The 16,692-nt window shown below is 50.2% G+C and carries 11 protein-coding genes; 4 read left to right on the top strand and 7 right to left on the bottom strand.

The window, feature by feature from the left end; translation table 11 throughout:
• Positions 1–201 precede the first annotated feature (201 nt).
• Positions 202–1,209 (bottom strand): hypothetical protein, encoded by a 1,008-nt coding sequence (locus E3U44_RS11250; RefSeq protein WP_240761392.1) that lies wholly within the window; start codon positions 1,207–1,209, stop codon positions 202–204.
• 167 nt (positions 1,210–1,376) lie between these two features.
• Here E3U44_RS11250 and purB point away from each other — a divergent pair, with 167 nt between their 5' ends.
• Entirely contained in the window at positions 1,377–2,744 is a 1,368-nt protein-coding gene (gene purB / locus E3U44_RS11245) for an adenylosuccinate lyase (RefSeq protein ID WP_134358295.1), read from the top strand.
• A gap of 58 nt (positions 2,745–2,802) precedes the next feature.
• Positions 2,803–3,609 carry a secretin N-terminal domain-containing protein gene (locus E3U44_RS11240; RefSeq protein WP_134358294.1) on the top strand — a complete coding sequence of 269 codons (807 nt, stop codon included), beginning with the start codon at positions 2,803–2,805 and terminating at the stop codon, positions 3,607–3,609.
• A 156-nt stretch (positions 3,610–3,765) separates the two neighbouring features.
• On the opposite strand, the gene E3U44_RS11235 is transcribed toward E3U44_RS11240, so the two are convergent.
• From E3U44_RS11235 to E3U44_RS11215, 5 genes are all read right to left on the bottom strand, one after another.
• Entirely contained in the window at positions 3,766–4,983 is a 1,218-nt protein-coding gene (locus tag E3U44_RS11235; protein WP_134358293.1) for an argininosuccinate synthase, read from the bottom strand.
• Between the two features lie 41 nt (positions 4,984–5,024).
• A complete protein-coding gene (locus E3U44_RS11230) occupies positions 5,025–7,715 on the bottom strand; it encodes an FAD-dependent oxidoreductase (RefSeq protein WP_134358292.1) in 2,691 nt (896 codons plus the stop codon).
• A gap of 26 nt (positions 7,716–7,741) precedes the next feature.
• Positions 7,742–8,722 carry an alpha-ketoacid dehydrogenase subunit beta gene (locus E3U44_RS11225; RefSeq protein WP_134358291.1) on the bottom strand — a complete coding sequence of 327 codons (981 nt, stop codon included), beginning with the start codon at positions 8,720–8,722 and terminating at the stop codon, positions 7,742–7,744.
• Entirely contained in the window at positions 8,715–9,743 is a 1,029-nt protein-coding gene (pdhA, locus tag E3U44_RS11220; protein ID WP_134358290.1) for a pyruvate dehydrogenase (acetyl-transferring) E1 component subunit alpha, read from the bottom strand. Before pdhA ends, E3U44_RS11225 begins: the two co-directional genes overlap by 8 nt.
• A gap of 234 nt (positions 9,744–9,977) precedes the next feature.
• Positions 9,978–10,787, bottom strand: a complete 810-nt coding sequence (locus E3U44_RS11215; protein ID WP_206054766.1) for a ferritin-like domain-containing protein — start codon at positions 10,785–10,787, stop codon at positions 9,978–9,980.
• Between the two features lie 175 nt (positions 10,788–10,962).
• Here E3U44_RS11215 and fabA point away from each other — a divergent pair, with 175 nt between their 5' ends.
• Together fabA and E3U44_RS11205 are read left to right on the top strand one after the other, a co-directional pair.
• Positions 10,963–11,478 carry a 3-hydroxyacyl-[acyl-carrier-protein] dehydratase FabA gene (gene fabA, locus E3U44_RS11210; RefSeq protein WP_134359791.1) on the top strand — a complete coding sequence of 172 codons (516 nt, stop codon included), beginning with the start codon at positions 10,963–10,965 and terminating at the stop codon, positions 11,476–11,478.
• A 176-nt stretch (positions 11,479–11,654) separates the two neighbouring features.
• The gene (locus tag E3U44_RS11205; RefSeq protein WP_134358288.1) at positions 11,655–13,997 is read left to right on the top strand and encodes a DUF1631 domain-containing protein; all 2,343 of its coding nucleotides are present in this window, start codon (positions 11,655–11,657) and stop codon (positions 13,995–13,997) included.
• Positions 13,998–14,025: 28 nt separating this feature from the next.
• On the opposite strand, the gene E3U44_RS11200 is transcribed toward E3U44_RS11205, so the two are convergent.
• Positions 14,026–16,548 (bottom strand): glycogen/starch/alpha-glucan phosphorylase, encoded by a 2,523-nt coding sequence (locus E3U44_RS11200; protein ID WP_134358287.1) that lies wholly within the window; start codon positions 16,546–16,548, stop codon positions 14,026–14,028.
• Between the last annotated feature and the right edge of the window lie 144 nt (positions 16,549–16,692).

The raw sequence follows: 16,692 nt of genomic DNA, 5'->3' as shown, positions 1-16,692 counted from the left end.
TTTATGTGGTTGTGGATACTCTTTGCAGCTATCCGGGGGCTTGGAGGACGAATGAGCAGTTCAATCAGCCTCCATTCTCTGGAGCTACATTTGATATAGGAAGTATCTAATCAGATATTCACGCAGGGGGCATTGGCGTTTAGGGGATGGGATTGGATTTTCGCCATGACTGACTGCAGTTTGGTCTCTTTCACTGTAAATCTAACGGCCACCTCTTAAGCGACGCATAAAACCATAAATTCCACCTTGTTTTTGGCCTGTGGTCACCAATTCTGGAACGCTTTCAACTTCTATACTCGTTTCCAATAATCCCACCACAGAGCAAGCGTTGATGAAATTCACTGTCTTCTGCCTGGTAACACCCGTATAGGCGGCAATCGTGGCCAACGTAGCTGCCTGCTTAGTCATAAAGGTGGCTAACCGCATTTCATCCAAGCTATGCCGGAGCACACCTAGATTAGGCCATTGTTTTAGCTTAAGTAGGCCCTCCTCTTCCCAATCGAGTAGCGGCCGTCCTGCAGATCCTTCCAGGGCAGCTAACCAGATGAGACTCTGCAGGGAGCGCCCATCCATCCTTTCTGAGGTGATCCGTTGAGTCAGCAGTTCTTTGGTTATTGCTTCAACCGTGATGTGAGATGAGATACTTCCACAGAGTTTGCGTAAGCATTTCTCGTTATCTTGGTAGAAATATTCCCAATCCGTAGGTTCGACGTATAAGGGCAAACTATCCTGGTATTGAAATTGTACCGGCTGTTTCTCTTCGATTACCGAAAATAGCAGACCAAGAAAATGTTCCGCAGGATTAAAAACTGTATCAGCGAGCCTTTTCTCGGACTTGTTTTTAATAATAGCAGAGACCGGGGCAATTTTCCGTGCTTCTGGTTTTGATCCTCTCACTGCCGTCAATAAATCAACCAAGTATTGATACCGGTAAGGTTTTTTTAGGTAATATTTGACGGCTTCCGTGGGACCCTGTCGCGAGCACCATACCCGTATCGATTCTCGTGTTAGTCCTTGATTAGCATTCCAGGCTGACCGGCCGGCTTCGGTGTCCACATCAAACAGCACCACATTCGCCCGCTCCCCTTCTACGAGGGACCAGCTTTGGCGGGTCCGCGAATTCACAAGTTCCAGCAAAGATCGCAGCACCATAAGATCTCTGTGCTCAAATCCGTGTGCTGACAGACGATAGGAGCTATTTTTGTTCACAAGCCTCTCATGCAGTCCGAACCATTTGCAGATACTATGCTGTAAGAATAATCGACCGAGAGGGCTGAAAGTTTAAATACTTATTTGGACCCTAGTGGTAAACCTAAGCTTAATCTTTCCTCGGCTAGGTTATAATGTGTTTTTGTCTTGCTAAATATAAAAGCCCCATGGATTATTTACCGCTAACTGCTCTTTCTCCTATTGATGGCCGTTACGCCGATAAAGTGAATGCCCTTCGCCCCATTTTCAGCGAATACGGATTGCTGCGCTACCGGGTAGCGGTGGAAGTACGGTGGTTGCAGTTATTAAGTGCTTGCCCTGATATCTCTGAAGTTCCTCAGCTAAGCGATGAAGCTGAAGCCTTCCTGAATGCCATTATGGACAATTTTTCAGAAGAAGATGCTCAGCGTATCAAGGATATCGAAACCATCACCAATCATGATGTCAAAGCGGTGGAGTATTTCTTAAAAGAAAAAGTGAAGGGCCACTCGGAACTAGAGTCAGTCGGTGAATTTATTCATTTTGCCTGCACCTCTGAAGACATTAATAATATGGCCTATGCCCTCATGCTGAAGGACGCCCGGAAAAAGGTACTCCTTCCCCAAATGGAAGCGCTGATCGCCGCCATCCGGACCCTGGCCCATCGCTATCAGCATATCCCGATGATCTCTCGCACCCACGGCCAACCCGCTTCCCCAACCACCTTAGGGAAGGAAATGGCGAATTTCGTCCACCGCTTGGAAATACAACGCCAGCACACGGAAAAAGTTCTCCTTTATGGCAAAATGAACGGTGCCGTCGGCAATTACAATGCCCATCTAGCCGCCTACCCGAACATTGACTGGCCCTTTATAGCCCATGCCTTCGTCACCCAATTGGGCCTGCGTTGGAATAAATACACTACCCAGATTGAACCCCATGACTATATGGCTGAGCTCTTTCAGGCCATGATGCGCTTTAATTCCGTGCTCCTGGATTTCTGTCGGGATATCTGGGGTTATATTGCTCTAGGGTATTTTCGACAAAAGACGGTGGAAGGGGAAGTCGGCTCTTCTACCATGCCTCACAAAGTCAACCCCATCGACTTTGAAAATGCCGAGGGCAATCTGGGGATGGGGAATGCCCTTTTTGAGCACTTGGCTGTAAAGCTGCCCATCTCTCGCTGGCAGCGGGATCTATCCGACTCCACGGTGCTGCGAAACCTAGGGGTCGGATTTGCCCATTCCTTGATTGCCTACCATTCCGCGCTAAAGGGAATCGGCAAATTAGAAGCCCACAAGGGACGGATGAACGCCGACTTGGAAGCCAGCTGGGAAATACTCTCGGAGGCCGTGCAAACCGTCATGCGCCGTTACGGAATCCCGAAGCCCTATGAGAAGCTCAAGGCCTTTACCCGAGGGCAGCATATTGACCGGGATAGTCTCCGGGTATTTATCGAAAGCTTGGATCTGCCGATAGAAGCTAAACAGCAGCTGTTGGCGCTGACCCCGCAAACCTATACTGGCCATGCAACACAACAGGCAAAAGACGTATAAGAGCCCCACTTGAAGGACTCTAAATATTGGTATTCACGAGGAGATTACCACCAGCTTTATGGAAAAGGGCCCGTTTAGCCCCCTAAAAAAAATCCTCTCCGGGCTATTTTTAGGGCTACTTCTTTACCCTCCCTGGAATCAGGGTGAAGAGCTTGCCATCCTCCCCCTAAAGCATCGAATACCAGAGGAGGTGTTACCCACATTGCGCCCTTTTCTAGCCGAGGGTGCCACCATCCAAGCCGACAATAATCTTATTATTGTCCGCACCACTCAGGAGAATCTGGAACAACTCAAAACTATCCTGGCCCAAGTGGATAGGCCCTTGCAGCAGCTGTTGATCACCGTCAAGCAGTTAAGTACCCGCGAAGCGGCTCGCTTTCGCGCCCGTATTAAGATACCTCACTCTAACCAACCCAGGGCCCGTATAACGGGAACGGGGGCCCGGGATCAAAGAAGTGACACCCAGCAGGTGCGGGTATTGGAAGGACAAGCCGCCTTGCTACAAACAGGTCAATCCATTCCCCTAGCTGATAGGGTCTGGCTGCTCCCAGGGGGGCGGCTACTCGCTCAAAACTCAATCCGTTATCGCGACGTAGTCAGCGGATTTGAAGTACTTCCTCGCACTAATGGGAACAAAGTCACCCTGGAAATTCGGCCTTATCAAGCCAACCTCAGCGGGCAAGGCGGGGGCCGCATTGGGATACAAACATTAGTCACCCAAGTCTCGGTCCCCTTCGGACAGTGGTTTGAATTGGGCGGCGCTGATGGAACCCGCCAACAACAAGGGATCGGAGCCGTCTACGGCACCCACAGCCGCACCGAGGAGCTACGCCATATTTTTATCCGCGTGGATAAGGCGCAATAACTACCCCCCTTGTTAAGTATCCCAGTAAAAGTTTGGAAGGATTCCTGGAGCCAGCCGGTGGGCTTGGAGCCAGGGGACACCCTTTTTTCAGGGAGGAAAAACGGGTTTGCGGAACACCACCAGCTCGCTCCTACCTCATCTTTTATTCCTGGGTACCTAAAGAGGCAGCTTTTTTAATGCATCGATGCGCAAGCGAAGCGCGTTGAGCTTAATAAAACCTTCTGCATCCTGCTGGTTATAGGCGCCAGCATCTTCCTCAAAGGTGGCAATTTCAGGGGCAAAGAGGCTATCGGTCTTCGATTGACGCCCGATTACCGTGACATTGCCCTTATATAGCTTGAGGCGGACGGTGCCGTTAACCGTGGCCTGAGAAGCATCAATAAGCTGCTGCAGCAAGGATCGTTCTGGAGACCACCAGTAACCATTGTAGATGAGGCTGGCATAACGGGGCATCAGCTCATCCTTCAGATGAGCCACTTCTCGATCTAAAGTCAATGACTCCATCGCTCGGTGGGCTTTGAGCATGATCGTCCCCCCTGGGGTTTCATAACAACCCCGGGATTTCATCCCCACATAACGGTTCTCCACCAAATCCAGGCGGCCAATCCCATTCTTCCCGCCAAGGCGATTGAGCGTCTCTAGCACTTTGGCAGGGCTTAGGACCTCACCATTAATGGCCACGATATCGCCACAGCGGTAATCCAACTCCAAGTAGGTGGGTTCATTGGGAGCCAATTCAGGGGAAGCTGTCCAGCGCCACATAGCTTCCTCAGGTTCAAACCAGGGATCTTCCAGGGGACCCCCTTCATAGGAAATGTGCAGCAGATTAGCATCCATAGAATAAGGAGAACGGGTCCCCCGCTTACCTTCTACCGGAATGCCGTGGGTCTCCGCATAGGTCAGTAATTTTTCCCGTGAAGTGAGATCCCACTCCCGCCAGGGGGCGATGACTTGAATGTCAGGGCGCAAGGCATAGGCGCCCAATTCAAAGCGTACCTGGTCATTTCCTTTACCGGTGGCGCCATGGGCGATGGCATCCGCGCCGGTTTCACTGGCAATCTCCGCCAAACGCTTGGCAATGAGAGGGCGAGCAATGGAAGTCCCGAGCAAGTATTCCCCCTCATAGAGGGTATTGGCCCGAAACATAGGAAACACATAATCCCGGGCAAATTCCTCGCACAGATCCTCAACATAGATCTCCTTGACCCCTAGCGCCTCTGCTTTAGCGCGCGCGGGTGCCACTTCCTCCCCTTGACCGATATCCGCGGTGAAGGTCACCACTTCACAGCCATAGGTCTCCCGTAGCCACTTCAAGATCACGGAGGTATCTAGCCCTCCCGAATAAGCCAACACGACTTTTTTAATCGTTGACATGGAATCCTCTACGCTAAAACAAGAATAGTGACACTTCTCTGCTATTGCCGTTGGGTGCGGCGCAAGCGCGAAAGTAATCGCCGGGCCATTTCCCCAAACAACTCGGTCTGGGTTGGATGAGGATGAATAGCGCGGGCGACCTGCTCCAAGGTCATCTTCCCCGTCACCATCATGACCGCTTCCCCAATCAAGGTATCGGCGTGATCTGCCAAGAAATGGACCCCAATAATCCGGTGACTGGTCTTGTCCGCCACAATCTTGATGAGACCTTCAGTCTCATTATTGATCATCGCTTTGGCATCAATGCGGATGGGCATTTTCACTTCCGCCGCATCCACTCCCCTTTCTTTGGCCTGGGCCACTGATAGGCCCACAAAAGCCGCCTGGGGGCGGGTAAAAATCACCCCGCAATCCTTCTCCACCTCATAGGCATGGGCCTCACCTAAAATGGTAGCTGCCGCCACCCGCCCTTGCTGCCCTGCGGTATGGGCCAGCATCAACCCCCCAATGACATCCCCCACCGCAAAGATATGGGATTTAGAGGTAGCGCATTGGGCATCCACTTGAATCACGCCGTTTCCTGTGGCCACACCCGCTTGGTCCAAAGCCAAGGATTCCAGATTGGGCCGTTTTCCGGTTGCCATAAGAATATAATCCACCTCCAGATGGTGGCTGTTACCCTCTGAATCATCAAAGGCAACCTGCATCGCTCCCGGCTGACCGCTGATGGCCTGGACCTTGGCGGAAGTCTGCACAGTAAGCCGGGGATCGGCATTGAGGATTTCCGCCAACAGTTTACCAACCTCCGGCTCGACCTCAGCCAATAACCGCTCCTGGGCTTCCAATAATAGGACTTCAGTTCCAAAATCCTGGAAGATTTGGGCCATTTCCACACCAATGGCACCGCCGCCAATGACTGCCAAACGCTCAGGGACACGCTCTAAACCCCAGACCGTATCAGAGGTTAATACCCCACCGGCCTGCAGACCTTCTTGGGCGCCGGGAATAGGGGGAATAAAAGGCGGCGCGCCGGTGGCGATCACCGCTCCCGCAAAACTTATCGTTTGTCCCTGGGAGTCTGGCATAGACTGGGTGCGGGTAAAAGGATCTTCACTGTTACCGCTGGTATCCACCACCAGGTGATGTTCATCAATAAAATGGGCATGCCCCTGAATGAATTTGATTTTCATCCCCTTATCGGTCTTCAAGGCCATCTCGCCCCGGGACTGGAGCACATGGCGGCGGGTTGCCTCTAGCGCTTTCCAGTTCAGCGCAGTAGGCGTGGTGCCGCCTACCCCCAAGTGGGAGTCGTGAACCCGATCGCGAATGCGATCAGCGGCTGCGCGCCAGGTCTTAGAAGGGATGCAACCACGCCACAAACACTCGCCACCCGGGAAAGGAGAATCATTAATCAGGGCCACTTTAATACCGTGTTCAGCCAATTCTCGGGCACAGTCCTCCCCACCAGGTCCCCCTCCAATCACCACCACATCGTAATCCCAGTCTCCCTCCAGGGGCAGCGCCTCCTTGGCCGTCGATGGGGAAGCGCTACCCCCGCTGATCCAGGTTTCTGGGAATTCCACCCGCTCCTTAAAGGTGTTTAAAAAGCGAGCGGCATCAGCGCCATTGATAATCCGATGGTCGGCGGTGATGGTCACCGGCATCCCCTGAGAGCCGGTCGTGGCAATAGCTAAAATAGCGGAAGTCCCCGGCGAGGGGATGGCGTCAAAATAGGCCACCCCCAACATTCCCATATTGGAGATCACAAAGGTTGGATTAGAGTACTCTTCCGGTTTTAACCTTTTAATCCGTGCCCGCTCCACCAGATCCGCCCAGCTAGCGCTGAGTTCGGCAAGATCACGATTAGAGGTATCCCGCAATACGGGCACCACCAAACCCATACCCTCTGTGGTTACCGCTAACCCCACATCGATCTGCTCCCGCTCCAGAATGCGGTCCTCGTGCTGATAAACGCTATTAATCTTAGGGTGTTCTTCAACGGCTAAAGCCGCCGCTTTGGCCAGGGCTACGGTCACGGAGCTGCCCTGTTCCTTAGCTGCTGCCACCAGCCGGGTGGGATCCACATAGACCGTGGCCCGAAAAAGGGGCATAGAAAGGGAATACTCCATATTATGAGCAATCGCCTTCTCCATGCTGTCCATAGGACGCCCCGTGCCCGGAACTTCGAAAATCCGGCGGGTCATGCCTCTCGCTCCCTCTCCACTGACCACATCGGCGGCCACGATTACCCCTTCCGGGCCACTACCCTTAATCCCCGCAAGGTCAATAGCATGAGCGCCAGCGAGCTGCCTGGCGTAAGGGGTAGCACGAGTATGGCTGGGGTGCGGCGCTGGAGTTGCCCCTCCTGGCATGGCTGGGATCTTGGTCTTAGGCTTTGAGGTGCCGGCAGGCTCAAATTTAGGTCTTTCCTCCACCTCAGGCGTTGGCTGGGGACTAGAGCTGGCCTCAGTTTTTTCAACTTGCTCAGCCTCCGCCACCAGGTAAGCAATAGGCTCGCCCACTGCAGCGACCCCATCTACAGGCAACTGAGGTCCGGAAAGGTAACCTTCGCGGAACACTTCCACATCCATGATGGCCTTATCGGTTTCCACTGTGGCCACCACCGTACCACGCTCAATAAATTCGCCAATCTCTTTTTCCCAAGAAACCAGCACCCCCTCGGTCATGGTATCCGAGAGTTGAGGCATCTTGATGACATAGGGCTCAGCCATAAAATCCCAACCTAATTATCTTGTTACTAAACTTTTCCCAATACCTTGAGAGCCCCCTGGTAGACATCTTTGGCATCGGGGATCGCCAACTTCTCCAGGTGATAGTTATAAGGTACTGGGACATCCGCTGCATGCACCCGTACCGGCTGGGCATCCAAAGCAAAGAAACAGTCTTCAATAATCCCGGTAATTATTTCACTGCCCACTCCCACTGGGGCCTCATCTTCCTCAGCCACCAGAACCCGGTGGGTTTTTTCTATGGAACGGCGAATGGTTTCCCGATCGATGGGTTTCAGGGAACGTAAATCGATAACCTCGGCATGAATCCCTTCCTGGGCCAGTTTATCCGCTGCAGACAGGCACCAATGCACACTATAGTTGTAACCAATTAGAGTAATATCTGTTCCTTCCCGAATGACCTCAGCACCCTCCAAAGGCCGGAACGCTTCTTCATCAGGCACTTCCCCTTTGAGGTTATACATACTCTCGTGCTCAATAAAGATCACCGGATCATTACAGCGCACCGCAGATTTAAGCATGCCGTAGGCATCCAAAGGGGTACTCGGCGTAACCACTCGTAGACCCGGCGTTCCCATAAACAGCCTGGCCAACCGTGCTGAATGTTGAGCGGCAAGCTGGTGGGCTGTTCCACCGGGGGTTCGCATCACAATGGGGCACTGGGCCCGACCACCGGACATATAGCGGATCTTGGCTGCTGCATTGATAAGAGTATCCAGCGCCAACAACGCAAAATTAATAGACATTATCTCAATAATGGGTCGCATTCCCGCCATTGAGGCCCCAATCCCGATACCGGTATAGGAATTCTCAGAAATCGGGGTATCGACAATCCGTTCCTCCCCATACTTGTCGTAAAGGCCTAGGGTGACTTTGTAGGTACCCCCTGCCACCCCAATATCCTCCCCCATGGCAATGACCATAGGATCATTAGCCAATTCTTCGTCGTGGGCGCGACGCAACGCCTCCCAATAAGCCAGCTCAGCCATGCCCCCCTCCTTGTGCTTCTAGCGGCCCGATCCACCGGGGATTGGGCTTGTCTTCCAGAACGTACTTCGTCAGCTCTTCTACTTTCGGTTCTGGGCTCTCTTCCGCAAATCTGACAATGTCGTTATCGATTTCATCCTGAACTGCCTGCTCCATCGCCTTAAATTCTTCTTCTGTTAACTCGCCCGCCTCAATTAACCGCTTAGCTAGGATCTGAATGGGGTCCTGCTGCACCCACTTCGCCACTTCTTCCTTGCTGCGGTAGGCCCCAGCATCCGACATCGAGTGCCCCCGATAACGGTAGGTCAGCAATTCTAGGAAATAAGGCCCGGCACCGCTACGCACATGGTCTACAGCGGATTGGGCGGCTTCCATAACTACTTCGATATCCTGGCCATAATGTTGACTCGCCGGGATGCTATAAGCAGCAAGGCGCTTGTATTGATCAACCATTGGCGTTGAGCGCTGGATAGCGGTACCAATGGCGTAGAGGTTATTTTCGCACACAAACAATACCGGCAATTTCCATAGGGAAGCCATGTTCATGGTTTCATGGAAAGTGCCTTGGTTGTTGGCACCATCTCCAAGAAAACAGACGGCAATTCGCCCTTCCTTCTGGTACTTACAAGCTAAAGCCAACCCTGCGGCAAGGGGGAATGGCTGCCCCACTAAGGCATACCCCCCCATGAAACGCACACTAGGATCAAAGATATGCATTGACCCGCCACGGCCTTTGGAACTCCCGGTTTCTTTGCCATATAGCTCGGCCATAACCTCCCGTGCGGGAGCCCCCGTTTTGATGGCGTGGATATGATCCCGGTAGCCCGTGATAACATAATCAAAGCCTATCCCGCGATCTGCCTGGATGACCTCAAGCACTCCCGTCGCCACTGCTTCCTGTCCCGAATAGAGATGCAGAAAACCACCAATTTTACGCTCCATGTAGGCCTCAAATGTGCGGTCCTCGAAGCGCCGGAAGAAAATCATCTCCCGTAGCAACCGTTTACGATCAATCTTACTCATGTCCCCTCTGCGTATTAAGTCCGCAATCTGGAAAAATTTTCTTAAAAATTGGGCAGCCAGTCCGCTGACAAAGCTGCATATGATCGCTTTTTTTATGTTAACTGGTCAAGCTATTACCACTTCTTCGAGCTAAACAACCCACATCGCCCTCCTAAGAATTTAAGAAAATTACTGCGGGAAAAATGGCAGAAACACTCGAATTGATTCCCCCCTATTTAGGACATAATCTTCGCTTTAATTTTCTTCTAGTATGGTGAGCTCTGCTTCAGAAAACCCCGCTTGTAGCCGCGCTTCACGATATAAAGGCCCGCGAGTTTCACCCTTAAAATAGCCGTTAATCAAGTGACGAAAGGTTCTCTCAGAGTCGAGTTTACGAAGCCTGCAGAGGTAGCGGAACCAATGGGAACCCACCGCCACATGTCCCACCTCATCGCGCAAGATAATTTCAAGGATGAATGTTGCCCGCAAATCACCCGCTTGCCGCAGCCGTTCCATCATGCCAGGGGTAACATCAAGTCCCCGGGCCTCTAATACTCTAGGGACGAGGGCCATACGCACGAGTGGATCATGGGTGGTCTTTTGGGCCATCTCCCAAAGCCCGTCATGGGCTGGAAAATCCCCATAGGCATAGCCTAAGGAATGCAAATGCTCCTGTAGTAAACAAAAATGATAGGCCTCTTCCAAGGCTACCTGCACCCAGTCGTCATAAAATGCCTTAGGTAAGTGGTTAAAGCGGCAAACTGCATCCCATGCCAAATTAATTGCATTAAATTCAATATGGGTAATGGCATGGATCAACGCCGCCCGCCCCACTGCTGAGGTGAGCTTACGACGGGGTAATTCCCGGGGGGCAACTAAAGGAGGTCGTAGCGGCCGACCGGGCGTATCAGGCAAATCACCATTTGTAGAACCCGCTCGCAAGCACCCGGCTTTCCAAAGCTGCGCCACATCGCAGGTAGCTTTAATTTTTTCTTCCGGATCGCCAACCCCGAGGCAATGTAAAGCTGCATCGCCAAGAGATAACTTTTCCCATACCAGAGACATGGTACCCACCTTTACCCTACGCTATACCGCCACTTTGCTCGCTTCTCTTCTTAAGAGAGAGTATCATTTCTTTTAGCCTATCCGCTTCGCTGCTAGATTACGGTTCTATCCTCCTCTCAGGGCGTTTGCGGGAATCCACTAATCTTTATCTTTGTATCACTAGCGATAAATAATGATGACACGACCCAGTGCTTTTAGCTATGAAGATCTCTTGCGATGTAGTCGCGGTGAGATGTTCGGCCCAGGGAATGCTCAATTGCCCATGCCCCCTATGCTAATGTTTGATCGCATTACCCACATTAGCAATGAGGGAGGTGCTTTTGGTAAGGGAGAAATTACCGCTGAAATGGAAATCAAACCTGATCTGTGGTTTTTTGATTGCCATTTTCCTGGCGACCCTGTGATGCCAGGCTGTTTAGGTTTGGATGCAATGTGGCAGCTCTTAGGATTCTACCTTGCTTGGCGAGGCGGTCCTGGCCATGGCCGTGCATTAGGCTCGGGGGAAGTCAAATTTACTGGCCAAGTCACCCCTAAGAACAAGTTGGTTACTTATCACATTGATCTCAAACGTGTTATTATGCGTAAATTGGTTATGGGTATCGCCGATGGCATGATGGCGGTAGATGGCCGAGAAATTTACCTGGCTAAGGATCTTCGGGTTGGCCTATTCATTTCAACAGAGGCATTTTGATACTTTCTCCCGTGAGGTCGTCGAAGAATAGTTAATAAGTTTGAACATTATCACGATTCCATCACGCAATTTGCATTCTGTGATGCATTACACGCCATCTCCTATAGTCCAAAGCTATAAAAGTCAGTACCAATTGAGGCCATAAGACCTACTGACTTCCACTGCAGGTATCCACGATGGCGACAAACGTCCATTACTTGCCCCAAGGGGCCAATAAGCAGGCGCAATTCCCAACCCAGCAAATTGCTGATCGGCTTTTCTCCCAAAGTCTTGAGCAGTTTAAGATTCTTATCGACGAGACCTTCGGAGCAATTGATGATACCTTTTTCAAACGTGCCGAAAAGGCGGCAAATAATAGCGAACAAACGACCTATCTAGACGACATGCGTCTGGTGCGTATGGAACGCACGGTTATCGAACGTGCCTTTCTCAATGATATCAGTGGCCGCTTTAATAAACTGCTCGAGCAACCTTATTATGCTGCACCAACAAAACCTAGTGAGCCTCCCCCCACTGCCCATGATGGACTCTCGCTGGTAGAGGATAGCCAGCTAGAAGAAACCTTGGCCCTTAGTAGCATGGTCGCCAGGGCAAGAACCCGTTTCTCGCTTCCCCTGTCTCAGCTAGAAACTCGTCTCGCTTTTCTGATTGGCCTTACTAAAATTGACTATCAGTCTAATCCCGTTGACCCTGAAATCATCGCCAATGCCTTTGATAAAGCTGCTCGAGACCTGGAATTGTCCGTTGAAAACAAACTTATTATTTATAAGCTCTTTGATAAGCATCTAATGAGTTATGTTGGCGAACTCTATGAAAAACTGAATCACCTACTCATTGATGCCAATGTACTGGCGGAATTTGGCCAAACCCCTTGGCTCCACCACCGAAACCAAAGAGCAGAGCCCGTAGACAATGCCCAGCCGGTTAATCCTAGCCAAGATCCCGTAGTCACCTCATCAATGAGCTCAGCTACGGGTTCCGCTGATTTATTTCAATTAATGCAACAGCTATTGAATGCTTCCGCTCCCTTCGAGGGCATGCAACACGCCACCTCCCCTGCACTTGAGGAATCCCCCCATGAATCCGAGCCGGTTTGGAGTGCGGAAAAACTGGTGAATGTTTTATCCACCATCCAAAGTAGTGCCCAAAAAAAAGCAGGCGTAACCTTAGAGAAATTTTCCTATCTTGAAAAAGATATTCTTAAACAAAAACTTATAGGGATATTTCAGCAATCTTCCCCCGAAGGAAAGCTAGCAAACATTAGCCGTAGCGAAGACAATGTCATCGATATCATCGGCATGCTGTTCGATTTTATCCTCGATGACCAAGGAATACCCGATACCATTAAAGCGCTGATTGGCCGACTTCAGATTCCAATGCTCAAGGTCGGCATCCTGGACAAAACTTTCTTTAGCAAAAAGCAACATCCGGCACGGATGCTATTAAATGACTTGGCAAGGGCAGGAACCGGCTGGAATGAAGATGACCCCTTAACCCAGCAAGAACTCTATACCCAAATGCAACATATTGTTAACCGCATTCTCAATGAATTCGACGACGATATTTCAATTTTTATAGAACTTCAAAAAGAGTTCAGCACATTCCTTAGCACGGAACAAACTCAGGTAAAAATTATTGAAGAACGAACCCGACAAGCCGAGGAAGGAAAGTATCGAGTTGCCGAAGCTCGTGCCCAAATACAAAAAGTGATAGAGACTCGTGCCCAAATCAATACGCTACCTGAAGCGATGACGACTTTACTCCATCAAGTTTGGTCTAAAATTCCGCTACTCATTTATCTCAGGGAAGGACCGACCAGCCACGATTGGCAGCAAACTATCGCCACCCTTGATAAATTGACTTGGACATTAGTTCCTAAACACACCGAGGAAGAAAGAAAAAAACTTCTAACAACTATACCGGGTTTATTACAGGAGCTGCGCCAGGGCTTTAAGCAAGTCCAGTGCAATCCGATGGATACCCTACGATTTTTCAAAACCCTAGAAACCTGCCACATTAACTGTATCCGTGCTTCATCTAAGCATAGTTCCCAGAATACCAGGAACCAGGCAGCCGCAGTAGAAAAATTCGAGCAGCCCTGCTCAGGTACAAGCCACTCAAAGCCAACCCCATTTTTTGAAAATCAGTCTAAACCTCATTCTAACCAAATGAGTCAAGAGACTGATCATGTTTCTTCTTCTTCACCCACCGGAACACCCTCCTCCGCTGAAAAAGATCAATATTTACAAGAACTGGAGTCCGCACCTCTTGGAAGTTGGTTCTTATTTACAAATGCCGAAGGGCAGAAACACCGTGCTAAGCTCTCCATCCGAATTGCTGGAGGTGGCAATTACGTTTTTGTGAACCGTGCAGGCATCAAAGTATTGGAGCGATCACCTTCGGCTCTTGTGGAAGGGATACGCCAAGGTCATGTCAAAATCCTGGCTGATGAGCTCATCTTAGACCGTGCTTTGGAGTCTGTTTTAAAAAGCCTACGTCAAATGCACGATAATTTATAGTTTATTATAGGGAAACCTTAGTTTAGGGTTAGGGGCCGGATTGAGTACTACCCACTGAATAAGCCGGAATCTGCTCCAGTCTCCAAATATCAGCGTTATATTCCTTGATAGTCCGATCGGTAGAAAATCTACCACTTGCTGCAGTATTGAGGATAGCCATACGGGTCCAGCGTTCTTCATCACGATAGGCTTCTGCAACCCGACGCTGCGCATCGATATAACTCCGAAAATCAGCAATTGTCATCCATGGATCAAGGGGACTACGCAAGGCGTGTAGGATAGGGTCGAAGATTCTTGGCTCGAACTGGTTGAAATGGCCACACTCGAGCAGGTGTATTACCCGTTGCAGCTCCTCATCACTTGCAATAATAGCGTTAGGATCATAATGATGGCGCGCTGCTTCGACCTCTTCAGCCTTTAGTCCGAATAAAAAGAAATTCTCGTTCCCCACCTCCTCAAGAATCTCAATATTGGCACCATCTAACGTTCCAATAGTAATAGCACCATTCATCATGAATTTCATATTGCCGGTCCCGGAAGCTTCCTTGCCAGCAGTAGAGATTTGTTCTGAGAGATCAGCACCAGGACAAATAATTTCCATGGCTGAAACCCCATAGTTGGGGAGAAAGAAAACTTTAAGGGCCTCATCTGCCTTCGGATCGTGATTAACCACATCGGCAACATTATTAATTAATTTAATAATTAATTTTGCCATCCAATAACCCGGCGCTGCCTTTCCACTGATCAAAACACAACGAGGAACCCAGCCTTCCATATCGCCCCGCTTGATCCGGTCATAGAGGTGGATGATATGCAAAACATTCAGCAGCTGCCGCTTATATTCGTGGATACGCTTCACTTGCACATCGAATAAAAAATGAGTATCGACCTGGATACCATATTGGGCCTGAAGCGCTAGCAACCGTCTCTTGTTTGCATATTTGATACTGCGCCACCGAGCCCGAAACTCTGGATTTTCCGCATGGAGAGAAAGACGGCGCAGCTGGCTTAAATCGGTGGTCCATCCATCCCCAATGGTCTCAGTAATTAGACGGGCTAAATCCGGATTGCATTTGGCCAGCCAACGGCGTGGGGTCACTCCGTTAGTTTTATTATTAAATTTGTGTGGCCAAATTTGATAAAAATCATGAAATAACCCATGCTTCAGCAAACGGGTATGCAAAGCAGCCACCCCATTAACGGAAAAACTAGCAACGATGGCAAGGTGAGCCATCCGCACCTGTTGACTCTCTCCCTCCTCTATAATAGACATACGCGCCTGCCGGTCAGTATCTCCTGGCCAACAGCGGGCAACTTCAATTAAAAAACGTGCATTAATTTCATAAATAATTTCTAAAAGGCGCGGTAGCAGAGAACCAAACAGGCTCACCGGCCATTTCTCCAGAGCTTCCGGCAATAGGGTATGATTAGTATAAGCCACCGTGTGGCTAGTAATTTCCCAAGCCTTGTCCCAGCCTAATCCGTGCTCATCCATCAGCAAGCGCATCAACTCCGGCACCACGCTTGTGGGGTGGGTATCGTTAAGTTGAAAACGATTTTTCTCGGCAAATTGGCTAAAATCCTCACCATAACGCCGCACCCAATCGCGAAGAATATCTTGCAGACTTGCTGAAGTCAGGAAATACTGCTGGCGCAGACGTGTTTCCTTACCCAGTTCCATGGCATCATTAGGATAGAGCACCATGGTGATATTTTCGGCAGCATTCTTTGCCGCGACAGATTCTGGATATCTTCCCGCGTTGAATTCACCTAGATCAAAAACATCCGTAGCTTCAGCTTTCCACAACCGCAAAGTATTGACTGTACCATTGCGGTAACCTGGAATAGGAATATCATAGGGCACGGCTAAAACATCATGGCTGTTAACCCACCGCACACGCCAACCTCCATGACCGTCATCCACATGTTCAGTGCGCCCACCGAATTTGATCCTCTGGGTGTATTCCGGCCTTTCTAATTCCCAGGGATTGCCGTCCCGGAGCCAATGGTCGGGCTCTTCTACCTGATAGCCATTGTTGAATTCCTGACGGAACATCCCGTACTCATAGCGCAAACCATAGCCTCTGACGGGAAGCTGTAAAGTAGCGCAGCTATCCAAGAAGCAAGCAGCCAGACGTCCCAAGCCTCCATTACCCAGGCCAGCATCGTGCTCTAACTCCGCCAATTCTTCTAAGTCTAGGCCATACTTTTCCAAGGCCTCATGCATCTGATCATCAAGACCTAAATTAAGCATGGCATTACCTAAGCAACGCCCTAACAGGTACTCCATGGAAAGATAGTAAGTCCGAGAACAATTACTCTCGTCATAGGCACGATTAGTACTTTTCCAACGCTCCATCAATCGGTCGCGGATTGTGAGCGCCAGAGCAAAATATAGGTAATGTTTCGATACGCAACTTTCATCACGTCCCAGAAAACGGCCAAAATAGCCCTTGTAGTCATTGGCCAGACTATCCCTATCCATACCCAGTGGAGGTAATTCTGTGAGCTTGGATGGGGGTATGATATTGCATACGTACCGAGTTGGCATAGCGTATTGCCCTCATGGTGCTAAAGAGAAAATTAACTCCGGCAGCCGCTCCCTTTTCTGCTACCTAGAAATTCAGCAACAACTAAAGAGTTTGGCTGCCAACCCGCTATGTAGGCATTGCTAAAAAAAACTATTTTCACCGAT

The organism is Nitrosococcus wardiae (assembly GCF_004421105.1).
GTDB lineage: Bacteria > Pseudomonadota > Gammaproteobacteria > Nitrosococcales > Nitrosococcaceae > Nitrosococcus > Nitrosococcus wardiae.
This window is presented reverse-complemented; position numbering and strand designations above follow the sequence as displayed.